This window comes from Pseudomonas sp. JV241A (assembly GCF_900275665.1).
GTDB lineage: Bacteria > Pseudomonadota > Gammaproteobacteria > Pseudomonadales > Pseudomonadaceae > Aquipseudomonas > Aquipseudomonas wadenswilerensis.
The window spans coordinates 131,301-148,092 of the sequence record NZ_OPYO01000007.1; the positions used below are offsets into that span (position 1 = coordinate 131,301).

General features: G+C 61.6%; 17 protein-coding genes. 11 read left to right on the forward strand and 6 right to left on the reverse strand.

What is annotated here, in order from left to right:
• Positions 1-43 precede the first annotated feature (43 nt).
• Positions 44-823: a peroxide stress protein YaaA gene (yaaA, locus tag JV241A_RS04005; protein ID WP_134061412.1), complete on the reverse strand. Its 780-nt coding sequence runs from the start codon at positions 821-823 to the stop codon at positions 44-46.
• 134 nt (positions 824-957) lie between these two features.
• On the opposite strand from yaaA, the gene JV241A_RS04010 reads away from it, so the two are divergent.
• From JV241A_RS04010 to JV241A_RS04035, 6 genes are all read left to right on the forward strand, one after another.
• Positions 958-2,085: a polysaccharide deacetylase family protein gene (locus JV241A_RS04010; protein ID WP_134061413.1), complete on the forward strand. Its 1,128-nt coding sequence runs from the start codon at positions 958-960 to the stop codon at positions 2,083-2,085.
• Positions 2,086-2,425: 340 nt separating this feature from the next.
• Positions 2,426-3,820 carry a PhoH family protein gene (locus JV241A_RS04015; RefSeq protein ID WP_038998824.1) on the forward strand — a complete coding sequence of 465 codons (1,395 nt, stop codon included), beginning with the start codon at positions 2,426-2,428 and terminating at the stop codon, positions 3,818-3,820.
• Positions 3,821-3,915: 95 nt separating this feature from the next.
• A complete protein-coding gene (moaC, locus tag JV241A_RS04020) occupies positions 3,916-4,392 on the forward strand; it encodes a cyclic pyranopterin monophosphate synthase MoaC (protein WP_010220726.1) in 477 nt (158 codons plus the stop codon).
• Entirely contained in the window at positions 4,389-4,634 is a 246-nt protein-coding gene (gene moaD, locus JV241A_RS04025; protein WP_038998825.1) for a molybdopterin converting factor subunit 1, read from the forward strand. Before moaC ends, moaD begins: the two co-directional genes overlap by 4 nt.
• A 2-nt stretch (positions 4,635-4,636) precedes the next feature.
• Positions 4,637-5,083 (forward strand): molybdopterin synthase catalytic subunit MoaE, encoded by a 447-nt coding sequence (moaE, locus tag JV241A_RS04030; protein WP_115085397.1) that lies wholly within the window; start codon positions 4,637-4,639, stop codon positions 5,081-5,083.
• Between the two features lie 227 nt (positions 5,084-5,310).
• Entirely contained in the window at positions 5,311-6,087 is a 777-nt protein-coding gene (locus JV241A_RS04035) for an ABC transporter substrate-binding protein (RefSeq protein ID WP_115085398.1), read from the forward strand.
• Between the two features lie 29 nt (positions 6,088-6,116).
• Here the strand turns inward: JV241A_RS04035 and JV241A_RS04040 are convergent, their stop codons facing one another.
• The 5 genes from JV241A_RS04040 to JV241A_RS04060 form a co-directional block, all read right to left on the reverse strand.
• On the reverse strand, positions 6,117-6,743 hold the full coding sequence (locus JV241A_RS04040; RefSeq protein ID WP_134061414.1) for a transcriptional regulator: 627 nt from the start codon (positions 6,741-6,743) through the stop codon (positions 6,117-6,119).
• A gap of 74 nt (positions 6,744-6,817) precedes the next feature.
• Positions 6,818-7,948 (reverse strand): FAD-binding oxidoreductase, encoded by a 1,131-nt coding sequence (locus JV241A_RS04045; protein ID WP_134061415.1) that lies wholly within the window; start codon positions 7,946-7,948, stop codon positions 6,818-6,820.
• Between the two features lie 10 nt (positions 7,949-7,958).
• A complete protein-coding gene (locus JV241A_RS04050; protein WP_115085400.1) occupies positions 7,959-8,909 on the reverse strand; it encodes an ornithine cyclodeaminase family protein in 951 nt (316 codons plus the stop codon).
• Between the two features lie 145 nt (positions 8,910-9,054).
• Positions 9,055-10,473, reverse strand: coding sequence for an ATP-dependent RNA helicase RhlB (rhlB, locus tag JV241A_RS04055; RefSeq protein WP_233674231.1), 1,419 nt, complete (start codon positions 10,471-10,473; stop codon positions 9,055-9,057).
• A 123-nt stretch (positions 10,474-10,596) separates the two neighbouring features.
• Positions 10,597-11,253, reverse strand: coding sequence for an alpha/beta fold hydrolase (locus JV241A_RS04060; protein ID WP_134061416.1), 657 nt, complete (start codon positions 11,251-11,253; stop codon positions 10,597-10,599).
• 335 nt (positions 11,254-11,588) lie between these two features.
• Between JV241A_RS04060 and JV241A_RS04065 the strand changes: the two genes are divergently transcribed.
• The 5 genes from JV241A_RS04065 to JV241A_RS04085 all read left to right on the forward strand — a co-directional run.
• Positions 11,589-12,617 (forward strand): amino acid ABC transporter substrate-binding protein, encoded by a 1,029-nt coding sequence (locus JV241A_RS04065; protein ID WP_038998832.1) that lies wholly within the window; start codon positions 11,589-11,591, stop codon positions 12,615-12,617.
• Between the two features lie 67 nt (positions 12,618-12,684).
• Positions 12,685-13,863, forward strand: coding sequence for an amino acid ABC transporter permease (locus JV241A_RS04070; RefSeq protein WP_115085404.1), 1,179 nt, complete (start codon positions 12,685-12,687; stop codon positions 13,861-13,863).
• A 10-nt stretch (positions 13,864-13,873) separates the two neighbouring features.
• The gene (locus JV241A_RS04075; RefSeq protein ID WP_115085405.1) at positions 13,874-14,971 is read left to right on the forward strand and encodes an amino acid ABC transporter permease; all 1,098 of its coding nucleotides are present in this window, start codon (positions 13,874-13,876) and stop codon (positions 14,969-14,971) included.
• Positions 14,972-14,981: 10 nt separating this feature from the next.
• Positions 14,982-15,746 (forward strand): amino acid ABC transporter ATP-binding protein, encoded by a 765-nt coding sequence (locus tag JV241A_RS04080; RefSeq protein WP_010220739.1) that lies wholly within the window; start codon positions 14,982-14,984, stop codon positions 15,744-15,746.
• A gap of 249 nt (positions 15,747-15,995) precedes the next feature.
• On the forward strand, positions 15,996-16,792 hold a 797-nt coding region (locus JV241A_RS04085; protein WP_134061417.1), incomplete at its 3' end, for a transposase.

Below are 16,792 nucleotides of genomic sequence, written 5' to 3' on the forward strand. Positions count from 1 at the left end.
CAAGTTGGTCATGGAGGTTAGCCTTCCGTTCAATCGAAGTAGCTTACTCGTCCGCGTGATCGCGCAGGAACACCAGGTTATCCGCCTTCGACAGCTCGGCACTGTAGTAGTAGCCCTGCACATCGAACTGCTTGAGCTGCTCGGGGTCGTTGATGCGCTCCTGGATCACGAAGCGGCTCATCATGCCGCGGGCCTTTTTGGCGTAGAAGCTGATGATCTTGTACTGGCCGTTCTTGAAGTCGCGGAACTCGGTGTTGATCACCCGCGCCTTGAGGGCGCTGCGCTTGACCGCGCTGAAGTACTCGTTGCTGGCCAGGTTCAGCAGCAGGTCGTCGCCTTGCTCGGCCAGGGCCTGGTTCAGCCACTCGCTGATGCGCGTGCCCCAGAAGGCATACAGGTCCTTGCCACGGGCGTTGGCCAGCTTGGTGCCCATTTCCAGGCGGTAGGGCTGCATCAGGTCCAGCGGGCGCAGCAGGCCGTACAGGCCGGAGAGCATGCGCAGGTGGTCCTGGGCATAGCTGAAGTCGTCTTCGCTGAGGGTCTGGGCATCCAGGCCGGTGTACACGTCACCCTTGAACGCCAGCAGCGCCTGCTTGGCGTTGTCCGGGGTGAAGGCCGGGGTCCAGCTGCCGAAACGCGCGGCGTTGAGCCCCGAAAGCTTGTCGGAGAGGTGCATCAGCTCGCTGATCTGTGCCGGCGACAATTCACGCAGCTGTACGATCAGCTCCTGGGAATCGTCCAGGTACTGCGGCTGGGTGTAGCGCTGGGTCACCGGCGGGGTGTCGTAGTCGAGGGTCTTGGCGGGGGAAATCACCGTCAGCATCAGGTCGGCTCCTTTATTCGTGGCGCCGATTCTACGGGGCGGGGGCGGCGATCTCCAGCTATCAAGGCAATAGCCACAGACCATCCCGACACTTGGCGTTATAGTGCGCGGCGAGGAAAACGGAGAGCCCGATCGTGCGCATTGCCCTTCTCTTACTGGCTGGCCTGTTCAGCCTCACGGCCCAGGCCGCACCAGCCCCGGTCGCCACCTTCGACCGCAGCCACTGGCCGGAACAGCTCGACAGCCCGGCGCTGTTCGATGTCGCCTCGCGTGCCGAGATCCTCGGTTTTGCCCGGGTGCTGGGCGAAAGTGAAATGCTCGACCAGGGCGCCCTGGCGGCGCGGCTGAACCTGCGTCAGGTCAACCTGCTGTCGATCAACAGCGTGCGCCAGCGCCTGTGGCAGCGCTTGTGGCGTAACTACGACCTGGCCCAGAAGAGCTGCGAGCAGGATGCCTCGTTCTGTTATGCCATCGACGACCTGGCTGATTTTCGCAGGCAGACCGCGTCCTTCGAAGTCGCCGCCGATTCGTTCTACGCCGGTTGGGCCGAGCCGGGCCGGGCTTTTCATGAGCACTACCTGAATGAGCTGCTACGCAAGGCCGCGCTGTTCCCCCAGACTGCCAGCGAGATCGAACGCTTTTCCGACCTTGAACGTAATGGTGACGAACTCAATGACCGGCTGTTCCTGCTGACCTTCGACGGCGGCCCGTCGCTGGCGGGCGGCAGCACCGACGGCCTGACCGAGTTCCTGCGCCGGCAAAGGCTTGGCGCTACCTTTTTCGTGCTTGGCAACAGCCTGCAGAACCGCCGCGACAAGACGTCGCTGGCTGAGCTTCGCGCACTCTACAAAGGCCAGTGCGTCGGCCTGCAAGGCTGGCAGTACCGCTCCCATGGGCAGTGGCAGGGCTGGCAGGATTCGGTGCTGCGCAGCCAGGCGCGGGTGCAGGGCGACTTGCCAGAGCAGTATGTGCCCTTGTTCAGACCGCCTTACGGCCAGCGCCGCGCCGACAGCCAGGCGTTCTTCGCCAGTCAGCATCTGCAGGTGGTGTTGTGGGATATCGACGCCCAGGATCAAGGGCCATTGAGCAGTGAGCAGTCGGCCCAGCGGGTACTGACTTTGATGCTGCTGTGGCGCAAGGGACTGATCCAGTTTCACGATGCCCAACCCAAGGCGCAGGAGGTGGTTGCCTGGTTGCTCAAGCAAACGGCGCAAAGTGGAATTGGTTGGGAAGATTGCAGGAATTTCGGCGAAAAGTCGTGAAATTGACCGGGATTCTGGACGGCAGGGAATAAAGCGCCGCACGCATTTCACATGACTGGATTTATGACTGTAGCGGTGCTTTGCCCCTGCGCCAAGGGCTAATTGGCCGATCGAAAAATAAACTTCAAAAATACGTAAAAATGCTTTTTTCGGTCATGGGTTTTGCGGTATTACGAAGACAGACCGCCGAACCCTGCAGCACAGGTGGCGTCCTACGGCCCATTCTTTGTTCGCAGCTCCCTACCCGTAACGACGCGGGCCTGGGGAGAACCGGCGGCCACTTCGCGGCGCAGCACCGCACAGGTATTGCGTCGTCTGGCTTCCACAAAGGTGACCGAGTATGGATGATCAAGGACGCACCAATTCCTCCAACCAGCCAATCCTTTATGTGCTCGATACCAATGTACTGATTCACGATCCAAACGCCTTGCTCAACTTCGAGGAGCACCACGTCGCCATCCCGATGACGGTGCTGGAGGAGCTCGACAAACTCAAGACTGGCAAACAGACGATTGCCGCCGAATGTCGCCAGGCGATCCGTCTGATCGACCAGACCCTGGGTGATGCCTCGCCGACCGATGTCGAGCAGGGCGTGCCGATCCAGCGTGGCAAGAGCGGCCCCAAAGGCTTCCTGTCGATTCTCATGAGCCCGCGCAACGAGCCCAACCGCCTGCTGCCGGAAAACCTCAACGACAACATCATCATCAACCAGTTGCTGGAGCTGCGCAGCCGGCGCCAGGAACTGGACGTGGTGCTGGTGACCAAAGACATCAACATGCGCCTCAAGGCCCGCGCCTGCGGGATCGCGGCCGAGGACTACAGCACCGACCAACTGGTCGACGACGTTTCCTTGCTGTCCAAGGGGTATCACAGCGTCACCGGGTCATTCTGGGACCGCGTCAGCAAGGTCGAGACCCGTCAGGATCATGGCCGCACCTGGCACCGGGTACAGATGATCGACAACCTGCCGGCCGTGCACATCAACGAGTTCATCATCGACGAACAGGGCTTCGTTGGCTGGATCAAAGGCATCAAGGATGGCGAGCTGGTGCTGCTCGACCTGCACCAGGAGCCGCTGCTGCACCAGGAAGCCTGGGGCCTCAAGCCTCGCGACATTCACCAGAGCCTGGCGCTGTTCGCCTTGCTCGACCCGGATATCCACCTGGTCAACCTGACCGGCGCTGCCGGCTCCGGCAAGACCATCCTGGCCCTGGCTGCCGCCATCGAGCAGACCATGGTCAGCAAGCGCTACCGGCGCATCATCGCCACCCGCAGCGTGCAGGGGCTGGACCAGGAGATCGGTTTCCTGCCGGGCACTGAAGCAGAAAAAATGGAGCCCTGGCTCGGGGCAATCACCGACAACCTCGAAGCCCTGCACATGGATGATGAAAACACCCATGGCAGTGTCGAGTACATCCTTGAGCGGGTGCCGCTGCAGTTCAAGTCGCTGAACTACATTCGCGGTCGCAGCTTCCAGCAAAGCCTGATCCTGATCGACGAATGCCAGAACCTAACCCCGCACCAGATGAAAACCATCATCACCCGTGCCGGTACCGGTTCCAAGGTGATCTGCCTGGGTAACCTGGCGCAGATCGACACCCCTTACCTGTCCGCCACCAGCTCGGGCCTGACCTACCTGACCGAGCGCTTCAAGGACTTCCCCAACGGCGTACACATCACCCTGCAGGGCGTGCCGCGCTCGATCCTGGCCGAATACGCCGAATCGCATCTGTAACCCCAGGCACCGGGCGGTCATACCGCCCGGTTTTTTTCGCTTCGAAGACCTGACCCCAGGGTTTACACTCTTTGCTCCTGAACAGGAGGAAAGCTGTGCTGACTCATCTCGATTCCCAAGGTCGCGCCAATATGGTCGACGTCACCGATAAAGCCGTGACTTCGCGTGAGGCCGTGGCCGAAGCGCGGGTGCGCATGCTCCCGCAAACCCTGCAGATGATCGTCGAAGGCGAGCACCCCAAGGGCGACGTGTTTGCCGTGGCGCGCATTGCCGGCATCCAGGCGGCAAAGAAAACCAGCGACCTGATCCCGTTGTGCCACCCGTTGCTGCTGACCAGCGTCAAGGTCGAACTCAGCGCTGAAGGCAACGACACCGTTTACATCGTCGCCCGCTGCAAGCTGGCCGGGCAGACCGGCGTGGAGATGGAAGCCCTGACCGCTGCCAGCGTCGCGGCCCTGACCATCTACGACATGTGCAAGGCGGTCGACCGCGGCATGATCATCGACGGCGTGCGCGTGCTGGAGAAACTGGGCGGCAAGAGCGGCCATTACCAGGCGGATGAAGTGAAATGAGCATTAAGGTGATGTATTTCGCCCGTTATCGGGAAGCTCTGGGTGTTGATGCCGAGAAGCTCGAGGGTTCGTTCGCTACCCTGGATGACGTACGCAAGGCACTGGTCGCAAAGGGCGGCAAGCATGATGTGCTGAGCGAACAGAACCTGATGTGCGCGCGTAACGAAGAGCTGTGCAAGCTGGATGAGCCGCTCGAAGACGGTGACGAAGTGGCGTTCTTCCCGCCCGTGACCGGAGGCTGAGCATGAGCGTTCGAGTCCAGAGCGAACCCTTTGATCCGGGTGTCGAAGTCAATGCCATGCACGCGGCGAATGTCGGCGTTGGTGCGGTGGTCGGCTTTGTTGGCTATGTACGCGACTTCAATGATGGCCAGGAAGTGGCGGGGATGTTCCTCGAACACTACCCGGGCATGACCGAAAAGGCCCTGGCCAAGATCGTGGTTGAAGCCGAGGCGCGCTGGCCACTGCTCAAGGTCGAGGTGCTGCACCGCATCGGCGGTCTTGAACCGGGTGAGCCGATCGTTTTTGTCGGTGTTGCCAGTGCCCATCGCCAGGCCGCGTTCGACGCCTGCAACTTCATCATGGACTACCTCAAGACCCGCGCGCCGTTCTGGAAGAAGGAACAGACCGGGGACGGCCCGCGCTGGGTCGAAGGCAAGCAGAGTGATGAAGAGGCTGCCGGGCGCTGGTAACCCTGTGGGAGCTGGCTTGCCAGCGATCGAGCGCGTAGCGGTCGCAATGCAGGCAACACCTGATGTGCTGATTGCACTAGCTCCCACAATGCTTTTGCTTGTTGAGTTTTCATACCAAAAAGTCCAGTATGGAATTATAAGTACAAAATAATTCCAGGCCGACCCTTGCCTGCCCCTATTCCTCTGTCTTGCAACACACCTCCAACAACGAGCGAGAGAGACCCGTCATGAACAAGTTCACCCTGATCAGCGGTCTGGCCTTGAGCCTGGTGGCCAGCAGCAGTCTGTTCGCCGCTGGGGATACCCTGCGCCTCGGCATCGAAGCCGCCTACCCACCCTTTGCCTCGAAGAATGACAAGGGCCAGATCGTCGGTTTCGACTACGACATCGGCAATGCCCTGTGCGCCCAGATGCAGGTCAAGTGTGAGTGGAAAGAGGTCGAGTTCGACGGTCTGATCCCTTCGCTGAAAGTGAAGAAAATCGACGCCGCCCTGTCGTCGATGACCATCAGCGAAGAACGCAAGAAATCCGTGGACTTCACCCACAAGTACTATTTCACTTCATCGCGGCTGGTGATGAAGAAAGGTGCGGTGGTCGATGATCAGTACGCGAGCCTCAAGGGCAAGACGGTTGGCGTGCAGCGCGCGACCACCACTGATCGCTACGCCACCGAAGTGTTCGAACCCAAGGGCATCAAGGTCCAGCGTTACGGCAACAACGAAGAAATCTACATGGACCTGGCATCCGGACGGGTCGATGCGATTTTTGCCGACACCATCCCGCTGGAAGACTTCCTGTCGATGCCACGCGGCGCGGACTATGCCTTTACCGGCCCTGAGCTGAAAGATCCGAAATACGTCGGTGAAGGTGCCGGGATTGCCGTGCGCAAAGGCAACGGCGAGCTGGTCAGCAGGCTCAACAAGGCCATCGACGATATTCGCGCCAGCGGCGAATACCAGAAGATCCAGGCCAGGTACTTCAAATCCGATATCTACGGCGACTGATCGCCGCCTCACTCAAGGCCTGAAGGTAGTCAGGCCTTGAGTTCCTTCAGGTGCTTGTACACCGTCGCCCGTCCCATCCCCAGCACATTGGCCACATAGTTGGCCGCACTCTTGCCCTTGAACGCGCCTTCGGCATGCAGGGCCAGCACCAACTCGCGCTTGTGGTCGCGGCTGAGCAGGTTGAGGCTCAGTTGCCGCTGGCGCAGCCAGCTGTTGAGGAAGGTGTTGATGCGCTCCTGCCAGTCATCGCGAAACAGTGCATCGGGCTGCGGGATCAGCTTGCTCGGCGAAAGGAACAGGTCGAGCGCCGCCTTGGCGTTCTCGAACAGGGAAATGTTCAGGTTGATGCACAGCACCGCCTGCGGCTTGCCGGCCGGGTCGCGCAGCACGGTGCTCAGCGAGCGGATCTTCTGGCCGTCCCAGTTGAGCTTTTCGTACGGGCCGATATTGGTTTCGTCGGTACCTTCCTCGAACATGTCCTCCAGGGCCGCATCGTCGCCTACCTCGCGCTTGGACAGGTTGTTGGCGATGTAGTCGATCTTCTGGCTGCGCAAATCGTGCAGCACCACTTCGGCGTGGGGGAAGAACAGGGTGGCGATGGCGTCGGCGATGGCCCGGTAGTTGTGCAGGGCTGGATCGGGGCGGGGTGTGGGCATTCGGGCAGGCTCCAGGCGGTGTCAGCGCCCTTGGCAAAAGGGCGCTGGGAGTGTGCCGCAATCGCGGCCGGGCGTCACCCTTGCAGGCGGCGCGGCGACAGCATTGCGGCGTTCAGGCCAAAGCCCTTGAGGGGTTCGGGCAGGTCTTCGCCGCGCACCAGGGCCGCGCTGGCCTGGCCCATGGCCGGCGAGGTCTGGATACCATAGCCACCTTGCGCGGCGACCCAGAACAGGCCGGGAACCTGCGGATCGAATCCGGCTACCAGGTCGCCGTCGGCAACGAAGCTGCGCAACCCGGCCCAAGTGCGGGTCGGGCGACGAATGCTCAGGGTGGTGGCTTCTTCGATCTGGTAGATGCCCATGGCGATGTCCAGCTCTTCGGCCTGCACGTCATGAGGCTCGACCGGGTCGGCATTGGCCGGTGAACCGAGCAGCATGCCGGCGTCGGGCTTCATGTAGAACGACTCATCGAGGCTCACCAGCATTGGCCAGGCATGGCTGTCGATGCCTTCGGGGCCGGCGAAGATGAACGCCGCGCGACGCTTTGGCTGCAAGCCCAGCGGCTGGGCACCGGCCAGTTCCCCAAGCTTGTCGGCCCAGGCACCGGCGGCATTGATCAGCACAGGGGCGCTGAAGGTGCCACGGCTGGTCTGCACCTGCCAGAGGCCGTCGGCATCGCGGCTCAGTTGCTGCACTTCGCAGTCGCTGTGCACTTCACCTTGCTGACGGCGAATACCACGCAGGTAGCCCTGGTGCAGGGCGTCGGTGTCGATGTCACTGGCGCTCGGGTCGTACAGGGCGCCATGAACCTTGTCGCGGCGCAACACTGGCAGGCGCGCGCAGGCCTGCTCGGCGCTGAGCAGCTCGACTTCAGGCACGCAGGCCTTGGCGTTCTGGTACTGGCGCTGCAGCTCTTCAGGGTCGCCGTTGAGGTCGACGGTCATTTCCCCGCGAGGGCTGAGCAACGGGTGCTCGGCGAAGCCCGCAGGCGGATGGTCGAAAAACTCACGGCTGGCCAGGGTCAGCGCGCGGACCTGCGGTGTGCCATAGGCTGCGGTGTACAGCGCGGCCGAGCGGCCGGTGGAGTGGTAACCCGGCTGCGACTCGCGCTCAAGCAGCAGCACACGCCCGTGGCCGGCCAGCCAGTAACCTGTGGAGGCACCGGCAATACCGGCGCCGATGATGATGAAATCAGCGTGTTGCATGGAGGTTTCCTCAGTCGGCGCGTTGCAGGCGGTACAGGGCGTTGGCCAGGGCGATGTCTTCCAGGCCCAGGCCGATGGAGCGGAAGAAGGCATGGCGCTGGTAGTCCGGTTTTTTCGCGGTACCACTGATCAATTGCGCCAGGTCGCCGACGATCGCTTCGGCTTGCCAGCCATGTTGCTCGGCGGCGATGCGCATCTCACCGGCGCTGCCTGGGGTGGTTACCCGGTAGTCGCAGTAGACGTCCATCTCGTTCAGGGTCGCTGGCGGCACTTCATGAGCGCGCACGGCGTTGGTGCTGATCGAGGTGATCAGCGCAGGCTTGCTCAGCTGGCGCGGGTCGAGCACCGGGCTGGCCGAGGAGGTGCACAGCAGGATCACGTCGGCATCCATCACTGCCTGCTCCAGGCTCTCACTCAGCACCAGGCGTGGATCGAGATCGGTCAGGGCCTGGCGCTGCTCGGCCGTCTGTTCGCCCAGGCTTGGCGAATACAGGCGGATGTCCTGCCACTCGCGCAGGCCGCGGGCGTAATGCAGGTGCGCGCGGGCGATCGGGCCGCTGCCGATCAGGGTCAGGCGCCGGGCGTCAGTTGCGGCCAGGGCATCGACGGCCACGGCGGTGGTGGCGGCGGTGCGGGCGCTGGTCAATTCGCCGGCATCGCAGAGCATCAGCGGTTGGCCGCTGTCCATGGACATCAGCAGGGTCCAGGCGGTGACCAGCGGACCCTGTTCGCGGACGATGTAGGGCGAGGTCTTGACGCCGTACACGCGCTCTTCGGCCAGTACGCCGCCGTAGTTGATGAAGTCGCCCTTGCCGGCCGGGAACTCCACCAGTTGCTGGGGCGGTTGCACTGCCTGCCCGGCCGCCAGGTCACGGAACAGGTTGCGCAGGATCTGCGGGACATCCACCTGGGCGAGCAGTTGGCGAGCGTGCTGTTGATCGATGACGAGAGGCGCAGACATGCGAAGCTCCAAATGAACTATTTTGTCTATTATGGACTTTTAGTTTATTTGGGCAATATAGGGCGGTGTAAAAAGCATCGCGGGGCAAGCCCGCTCCTACCGGATGGGGTAGGAGCGGGCGTGCCCCGCGATAGGCTCAACGCAATCAGTGATGCTTGCGCGGTACCGGCTTGAGCAGCTCGGTCGGCGGCATCTCGCAGCTGATCTTGCGTCCCAGCAGCTCCTCGATGGCCGGCAGCTGGTAGGAGTCATCTTCACCGGCAAAGCTGATCGACACGCCGCTGGTGCCGGCGCGACCGGTACGGCCGATGCGGTGCACGTAGTCGTCCGGGTCTTCCGGCAGGGTGAAGTTGATCACATGGCTGATACCGTCGATGTGGATCCCGCGGCCAGCCACGTCGGTGGCCACCAGCACGGTGATGCGCCCTTCGCGGAAGCTCTCGAGGGTCTTGATGCGCTTGTGCTGCGGTACGTCGCCCGACAGCTGGGCGGCGTTGACACCGTCGCGCACCAGGCGTTCTTCGATGCGCCGTACTTCGTCCTTGCGGTTGGCAAAGACCATCACCCGTTCCCACTTGTTCTCGGTCACCAGGTTGTACAGCAGCTTGTACTTGTCGCTGCCGGCCACGGCATAGACGTGCTGCTCGACGGTTTCGCTGGCAACGTTCTCCGGCTCGATCTCGACGATGGCAGGGTCGGTGGTCCACTGCTTGGCCAGGTTCATCACGTCTTCGGTGAAGGTTGCCGAGAACAGCAGGGTCTGGCGTTCGCTCTTGGGTGGGGTCTGGCGGATGATCTGCCGCACCTGGGGGATGAAGCCCATGTCGAGCATGCGGTCGGCCTCGTCCAGTACCAGCACCTCGACCATGTCCAGGTGTGCTTCGCCGCGCTGGTTGAAGTCCAGCAAGCGGCCCGGGGTGGCCACCAGGATGTCACAGTGGCGGGCTTCGAGGGCCTTGAGCTGCTTGTCGAAGTCCATGCCGCCGACGAAGGTCATGACGTTGAGGCCGGTGTACTTGGTCAGCGCCGCGGCGTCCTTGGCGATCTGTACCACCAGCTCGCGGGTCGGGGCGATGATCAGTGCCCGTGGTTCGCCCATGTAGCGCTCTTTCGGCGGCGGGGTCTGCTGCAGCTGGGTGATGATCGAGATCAGGAAGGCCGCGGTCTTGCCGGTACCGGTCTGGGCCCGGCCGATGGCGTCTTTGCCGCGCAGGGTGTAGCCCAGGACCTGGGCCTGGATCGGCGTGCAGTAAGGGAAGCCGAGGTCGTGGATCGCATGCATCAGCTCGGGCGAGAGCTTGAAGTCATGGAAACGGGTCTTGCCTTCCTGCGGCTCGACGGCGAAGTCTTCCAGCTTCCAGGTGGAGGCTGCGGGTTTTGGCTTGCGCTCACGGCGCGGCTTGGCCTCGGCCGGTTTCTCGGCGCGGGCCGGGGCCGGTGCAGGGGCTGCGGCCTCGGTCTTGAGCGGAGCCGACGGGGCAGGGGCCTGGAGTGCTGCGGGCGGCTGCATCACGGGGGCAGCGGTTTCGGTGGCGAGTTGCTCAACCTCGCTCTTGCCGAACATCTTCTTGAGTGCTTTGAGCACGGTCATCTCATCAATTGGTTAAGGAATGTACGCCGGGCAGTGTAATGCAAGAATCGGGCGCGGCGTAGTGGATTGCACTGACAACTACAGGGAACTCTGCATTTAGCGCAGGCGTTTGATCAGCCACTCGCCGATATCGCTGATTTCCTCAGGTAGCACCGCGTGTTCCATCGGGTATTCCTTCCACTCGGCGTTGACGCCCCAATGCTGGAGGTGCTCGAAGGCGGTTCGGCCCATCGCCGGCAGCACCACGGGATCATAAACACCGTGCAGGCACAGGGCCGGGGTCCGTTGCTGACAGGCGCTCAGTTCGCGTTCCTGGGCGAAGGTCGGGGCATAGGTCGAAAGCGCCAGTACACCGCCCAGGGCTTCTTGCCACTTTATATAGGCCGTGTGCAGTACCACCGCGCCGCCCTGGGAGAAGCCGGCGAGGATGATGCGCGACAGGGCCACGCCTTTTGCCTGTTCGGCCTTGATCAGTTCGATCACCTGCTCGGCCGATTCCTGCAGCTGCTCTTCATCAATGGCCCGCGCCGGGCTCATGGCCTTGATGTCATACCAGCTGGGCATTGCATAGCCGCCGTTGATGGTCACTGGCCGGGTGGGCGCCTGGGGCATGACGAAGCGGGTGGTCAGCAGCACTTCCTGCAGGGCTTCGGCCACCGGCATGAAGTCGTAACGGTCGGCCCCCAGGCCGTGCAACCAGATCACACAGGCATCAGTGGTTTTTTGTGGTTCGAGAATCAGCGGGTGGGTCATGACTGCTCCGAAAGTGTGCGCGCGCTCTTGTTTGCGTGCATGAAATGAAGGCGCGTCGGGTAAATCCGGGAAAAACCTGTCGCAACGTTGCAAGTTTTCCTCTTGACGTTAACTGAAACGCTTTAGCCCTTCAGTGTGGTACGCGCTTTGCTATGAAACTCCTGATGCGAGGTTACACGTTTTGGACGGTAACACCCGTTAGCGGTCCCCAAGGCTGTCACAGAACAGCGCATTGCGCCAATTGACCCAAAAACAAGCCAACACGGGTCGGATGCGCCTCATAAGGGTGCGGTGCAATCCCGGCTCACACAACAAGAGCAAAACCGGAGGTTTGAATGAAGATGTTGAAATCCACACTGGCAGTGGTTACCGCTGCTACCGCGTTGGGTATCAGTGGTTTCGCACAGGCAGGTGCGACCCTGGACGCAGTACAGAAGAAGGGATTCGTTCAATGTGGCGTCAGTGATGGCCTGCCGGGCTTCTCGGTTCCGGATGCCAAGGGCAACATCGTCGGTATCGACGCTGACGTCTGCCGCGCGGTGGCTGCTGCAGTGTTCGGCGACGCCAAGAAGGTCAAGTTCAGCCAGCTCAACGCCAAGGAGCGCTTCACTGCGCTGCAGTCCGGTGAAGTCGACGTGCTGTCGCGCAACACCACCTGGACCAGCTCCCGCGACGCCGGCATGGGCCTGGTGTTCGCCGGTGTTACCTACTACGACGGCATCGGTTTCCTGGTCAACAAGAAGCTGGGTGTTTCCAGCGCCAAGGAACTGGACGGGGCAACCATCTGCATCCAGGCCGGTACCACCACCGAGCTCAACGTCTCCGACTACTTCCGCGCCAATGGCCTGAAGTACACCCCGATCACCTTCGACACTTCCGACGAGAGCGCCAAGTCGCTGGAGTCCGGCCGTTGCGACGTGCTGACCTCCGACAAGTCGCAGCTCTACGCACAGCGCTCCAAGCTGGCCGCCCCGGCTGACTACGTGGTACTGCCAGAGACCATCTCCAAGGAGCCGCTGGGCCCGGTAGTGCGCAAAGGCGATGAAGAGTGGTTCAGCATCGTCAAGTGGACCCTGTTCGCCATGCTCAACGCCGAAGAGATGGGCATCAGCTCGAAAAACGTCGAAGCCGAAGCCAAGGCCACCAAGAACCCTGACGTGGCCCGTATGCTCGGCGCCGATGGCGAGTACGGCAAAGACCTGAAACTGCCGAAGGACTGGGTAGTACAGATCGTCAAGCAGGTCGGCAACTACGGTGAAGTCTTCGAGAAAAACCTGGGCAAGGAAACCCCACTGCAAATCGACCGCGGTCTGAACGCCCTGTGGAACAACGGCGGCATCCAGTACGCGCCACCGGTGCGCTGACGCTTGCAGCCTGCGGCGGCATTCGGCCGCCGCAGGCTGTTCGGTTCCCTTCCTTTCGGGGCATTACATGCAAAATAATATCGGCGCACCCAAGGGACTATCCCTGAGCGATCCACGTGTGCGTGCGTGGCTGTTCCAGATCCTCACCGTGGTCGCGGTGGTCGGTCTGGGCTGGTACCTGTTTCACAATACCCAGACCAACCTGCAACACCGCGGGATCACTTCGGGCTTCGACTTCCTTGAACGCAGTGCCGGCTTTGGCATCGCCCAGCACCTGATTCCCTATACCGAACAGGACAGTTATGCGCGGGTCTTCGTCATCGGCCTGCTCAACACCCTGCTGGTAACCTTCATCGGCATCATCCTCGCGACCCTGCTGGGCTTCATCATCGGTGTGGCGCGACTGTCACCGAACTGGATGATCAGCAAGCTGGCCACGGTGTATGTCGAGACTTTCCGTAACATTCCACCGCTGCTGCAGATCCTGTTCTGGTACTTCGCGGTGTTCCTGACCCTGCCGGGACCGCGGGGTAGCATCAATCTCAACGACACCTTCTTTATCAGCAACCGGGGCCTGAACATGCCCGGTGCTTCCATGGCCGAAGGATTCTGGCCATTCGTCGTCGCCGTGGGGCTGGCCATCATTGCCATTGTGGTGATGGTGCGCCTGGCCAACCGGCGCTTTGAGGCCACCGGCGAGCCGTTCCACAAATTCTGGGTCGGCCTGTTCCTGTTCTTCGGTATTCCGGCGCTGTGCGTGCTGCTGTTCGGCGCGCCGGTGCACTGGGAAATGCCGCAGCTCAAGGGCTTCAACTTCGTCGGCGGCTGGGTGCTGATCCCGGAACTGCTGGCCCTGACCCTGGCGCTGACCATCTACACCGCAGCCTTTATCGCCGAGATCGTGCGTTCGGGCATCCGTTCGGTGAGCTACGGCCAGACCGAAGCGGCCCGTTCCCTGGGCCTGCGCGAAGGGCCGACGCTGCGCAAGGTGATCATTCCCCAGGCCCTGCGGGTGATCATCCCGCCGCTGACCAGCCAGTACCTGAACCTGGCGAAGAACTCGTCGCTGGCGGCCGGTATCGGCTACCCGGAAATGGTCTCGCTGTTCGCCGGTACCGTGCTCAACCAGACCGGTCAGGCCATCGAGGTGATCGCCATCACCATGAGCGTCTATCTGGCCATCAGCATCAGCATTTCCCTGCTGATGAACTGGTACAACAAGCGCATTGCGCTGATCGAGCGGTGAGGACAAGCGCATGAGTACCCATGTTTTCAAACCTGATATGCCGCCACCGGTCAAAGCCGTCGGCGTGATGGCCTGGATGCGCGCCAACCTGTTCTCCAGCTGGCTCAACACCCTGCTGACGCTGTTGGCCGTGTACCTGGTGTGGCTGATCGTACCGCCGCTGCTGCAGTGGTCGATCTTCGACGCCAACTGGGTCGGCACTACCCGCGCCGACTGCACCAAGGAGGGCGCCTGCTGGGTGTTCATCCAGCAGCGCTTCGGTCAGTTCATGTACGGCTACTACCCGAGCGAGCTGCGCTGGCGTGTCGATCTGACTGTCTGGCTAGCGGTCATCGGCGCTGCGCCGTTGTTCATCTCGCGCTTCCCGCGCAAGGCGGTTTACGGCCTGGGCTTCCTGGTGCTGTACCCGATCGTCGCCTACACCCTGCTGCACGGCGGCTACCTGGGCCTGGCCACGGTACCGACCAACCAGTGGGGCGGGTTGATGCTGACCCTGGTGATCGCCACCGTGGGCATCGTCGGTGCCTTGCCGCTGGGGATCTTGCTGGCGCTGGGGCGGCGTTCGAACATGCCGGCGGTGAAGGTGGTTTGCGTGACCTTCATCGAGTTCTGGCGCGGCGTGCCGCTGATTACCGTGCTGTTCATGTCCTCGGTGATGCTGCCGTTGTTCCTGCCCGAAGGCATGAGCTTCGACAAGCTGCTGCGGGCCATGATCGGGGTGATCCTGTTCCAGTCGGCGTACATCGCCGAGGTGGTGCGCGGCGGCTTGCAGGCCATTCCCAAGGGCCAGTACGAAGCTGCTGCGGCCATGGGCCTGGGCTACTGGCGTTCGATGGGCCTGGTGATTCTGCCGCAAGCCCTGAAGCTGGTGATCCCCGGCATCGTCAACACCTTCATTGCCCTGTTCAAGGACACGAGCCTGGTGATCATCATCGGCCTCTTCGACCTGCTCAACAGCGTCAAGCAGGCCGCTGCCGACCCGACCTGGCTGGGCATGGCGACCGAGGGCTATGTATTCGCCGCCCTGGTTTTCTGGATTTTCTGTTTCGGTATGTCCCGCTACTCCATGCATCTGGAGCACAAGCTGGACACAGGCCACAAGCGTTAGGAGTGTTCCCATGAGTGAAGCGATCAAACAGCCTGTGAGCCCTGAAGGCATTATTCAGATGCAGGGCGTGAACAAGTGGTACGGCCAGTTCCACGTGCTCAAGGACATCAACCTGAATGTCCGTCAGGGCGAGCGTATCGTGCTGTGCGGGCCGTCGGGCTCGGGCAAGTCGACCACCATCCGTTGCCTCAACCGCCTGGAAGAGCACCAGCAGGGGCGCATCGTCGTCGATGGCGTGGAACTGACCAACGACCTCAAGCAGATCGAAGCGATCCGCCGCGAAGTCGGCATGGTGTTCCAGCATTTCAACCTGTTCCCGCACCTGACCATCCTGCAGAACTGCACCCTGGCGCCAATGTGGGTGCGCAAGATGCCCAAGCGCAAGGCCGAGGAAATCGCTATGCACTATCTTGAGCGGGTGCGTATTCCGGAGCAGGCCAACAAGTTTCCGGGGCAGCTTTCCGGTGGTCAGCAGCAACGGGTCGCAATTGCCCGGGCGCTGTGCATGAAGCCGAAGATCATGCTGTTCGACGAACCGACTTCGGCGCTGGACCCGGAGATGGTCAAGGAAGTGCTCGATACCATGGTTGGCCTGGCGGAAGACGGCATGACCATGCTCTGCGTGACCCACGAGATGGGCTTTGCCCGCACCGTGGCGAACCGGGTGATCTTCATGGACAAGGGTGAGATTGTCGAGCAGGCAGCACCGGACGACTTCTTCGACCGGCCGCAGAATGAGCGGACCAAGTTGTTCTTGAGCCAGATTCTGCACTGACCCTTTGGGGCTGCTTTGCAGCCCATCGCCGGCAAGGCCGGCTTGTGTCTTGAGGTAGGAATAGAATCAGAAGTGAGAGCGGTGAATGGCAAGCTGTACGCCGGTAGTGCTTAAAGCACGTGTGGGAGCAAAGCTGCCATTCACCTCTCCACTCTGGCCCGAGCCCGAACAGTTGATTGAGCGCCTCTCGAATCACAAGCGTGGGCCAAGCCAGAGCGCTCTCACAACTGAGTGTAAGAGGGTTCAGCCATGTTGTCTTCTGTTGGAATCGACACTGCCAAAGCCACTTTGGAAATCTGCATCAAGCCTCAGAAAATCCGCTTCGAAGTGGCCAACAACTCCGCAGGCTTCGAGGTGTTGCTTGAGCGTCTGAAGGACTTCAATATCAGTCGAGTGCTGATCGAAGCGACAGGCGGCTACGAGAAAGATGTGTTGATCGCCCTGGCCTCAGCAGGACTGGAAACCATCTGCATCAACCCAGCCCGTGCCCGAAAATTCGCCGATGCCATGGGTAAAAAAGCCAAAACCGACAAGATCGACGCCGAAGTCCTTGCGGACTTCGCTGCACACCTCAGCGCCCCTCAAGGCCAACCGGTCAGCCCTGAACGCGAAGAGCTGCGAGAGCTGGTGAAGCAGCGCGCCCAATTTGTGCAGAGCCGTGATGACGACAAGCGGCGTCGCCAGCAATGTCGCTCGGCAACAGTGATGGCCCACTTCGATGAGCATATAGAGCAGCTGAAAGTGCTGATCAAACGCCTCGACGAAGAAATTGACCAGGCGATGGTGCAACTGGACGATACCAGGGCGCGTCAGTTATTGGCAGTGACCGGAATCGGTCGAGTAACCGCCGCAAATCTGCTCGCCTCACTGCCTGAACTGGGGCAGTTGGACCGCCGTCAGATCGCCGCTCTGGTGGGCGTAGCGCCTTACAACAACGATAGTGGTAGCCATCGAGGGCACCGCCAGATATGGGGTGGTCGGGCCCATGTAAGGCGAGTGCTGTACATGTCGAGCTGGATCATCATCCGTCACAACACAGAATTTAA

Coding starts and splice junctions, on each gene's coding strand:
- rhlB (WP_233674231.1), bottom strand. CDS start 10,473: ATGTTCGGCAAGAGCGAGGTTGAGCAACTCGCCACCGAAACCGCTGCC.
- JV241A_RS04065 (WP_038998832.1), top strand. CDS start 11,589: ATGAAGATGTTGAAATCCACACTGGCAGTGGTTACCGCTGCTACCGCG.
- JV241A_RS04015 (WP_038998824.1), top strand. CDS start 2,426: ATGGATGATCAAGGACGCACCAATTCCTCCAACCAGCCAATCCTTTAT.
- JV241A_RS04035 (WP_115085398.1), top strand. CDS start 5,311: ATGAACAAGTTCACCCTGATCAGCGGTCTGGCCTTGAGCCTGGTGGCC.
- JV241A_RS04070 (WP_115085404.1), top strand. CDS start 12,685: ATGCAAAATAATATCGGCGCACCCAAGGGACTATCCCTGAGCGATCCA.
- moaD (WP_038998825.1), top strand. CDS start 4,389: ATGAGCATTAAGGTGATGTATTTCGCCCGTTATCGGGAAGCTCTGGGT.
- JV241A_RS04080 (WP_010220739.1), top strand. CDS start 14,982: ATGAGTGAAGCGATCAAACAGCCTGTGAGCCCTGAAGGCATTATTCAG.
- JV241A_RS04050 (WP_115085400.1), bottom strand. CDS start 8,909: ATGTCTGCGCCTCTCGTCATCGATCAACAGCACGCTCGCCAACTGCTC.
- JV241A_RS04040 (WP_134061414.1), bottom strand. CDS start 6,743: ATGCCCACACCCCGCCCCGATCCAGCCCTGCACAACTACCGGGCCATC.
- moaE (WP_115085397.1), top strand. CDS start 4,637: ATGAGCGTTCGAGTCCAGAGCGAACCCTTTGATCCGGGTGTCGAAGTC.
- JV241A_RS04045 (WP_134061415.1), bottom strand. CDS start 7,948: ATGCAACACGCTGATTTCATCATCATCGGCGCCGGTATTGCCGGTGCC.
- yaaA (WP_134061412.1), bottom strand. CDS start 823: ATGCTGACGGTGATTTCCCCCGCCAAGACCCTCGACTACGACACCCCG.
- JV241A_RS04075 (WP_115085405.1), top strand. CDS start 13,874: ATGAGTACCCATGTTTTCAAACCTGATATGCCGCCACCGGTCAAAGCC.
- JV241A_RS04060 (WP_134061416.1), bottom strand. CDS start 11,253: ATGACCCACCCGCTGATTCTCGAACCACAAAAAACCACTGATGCCTGT.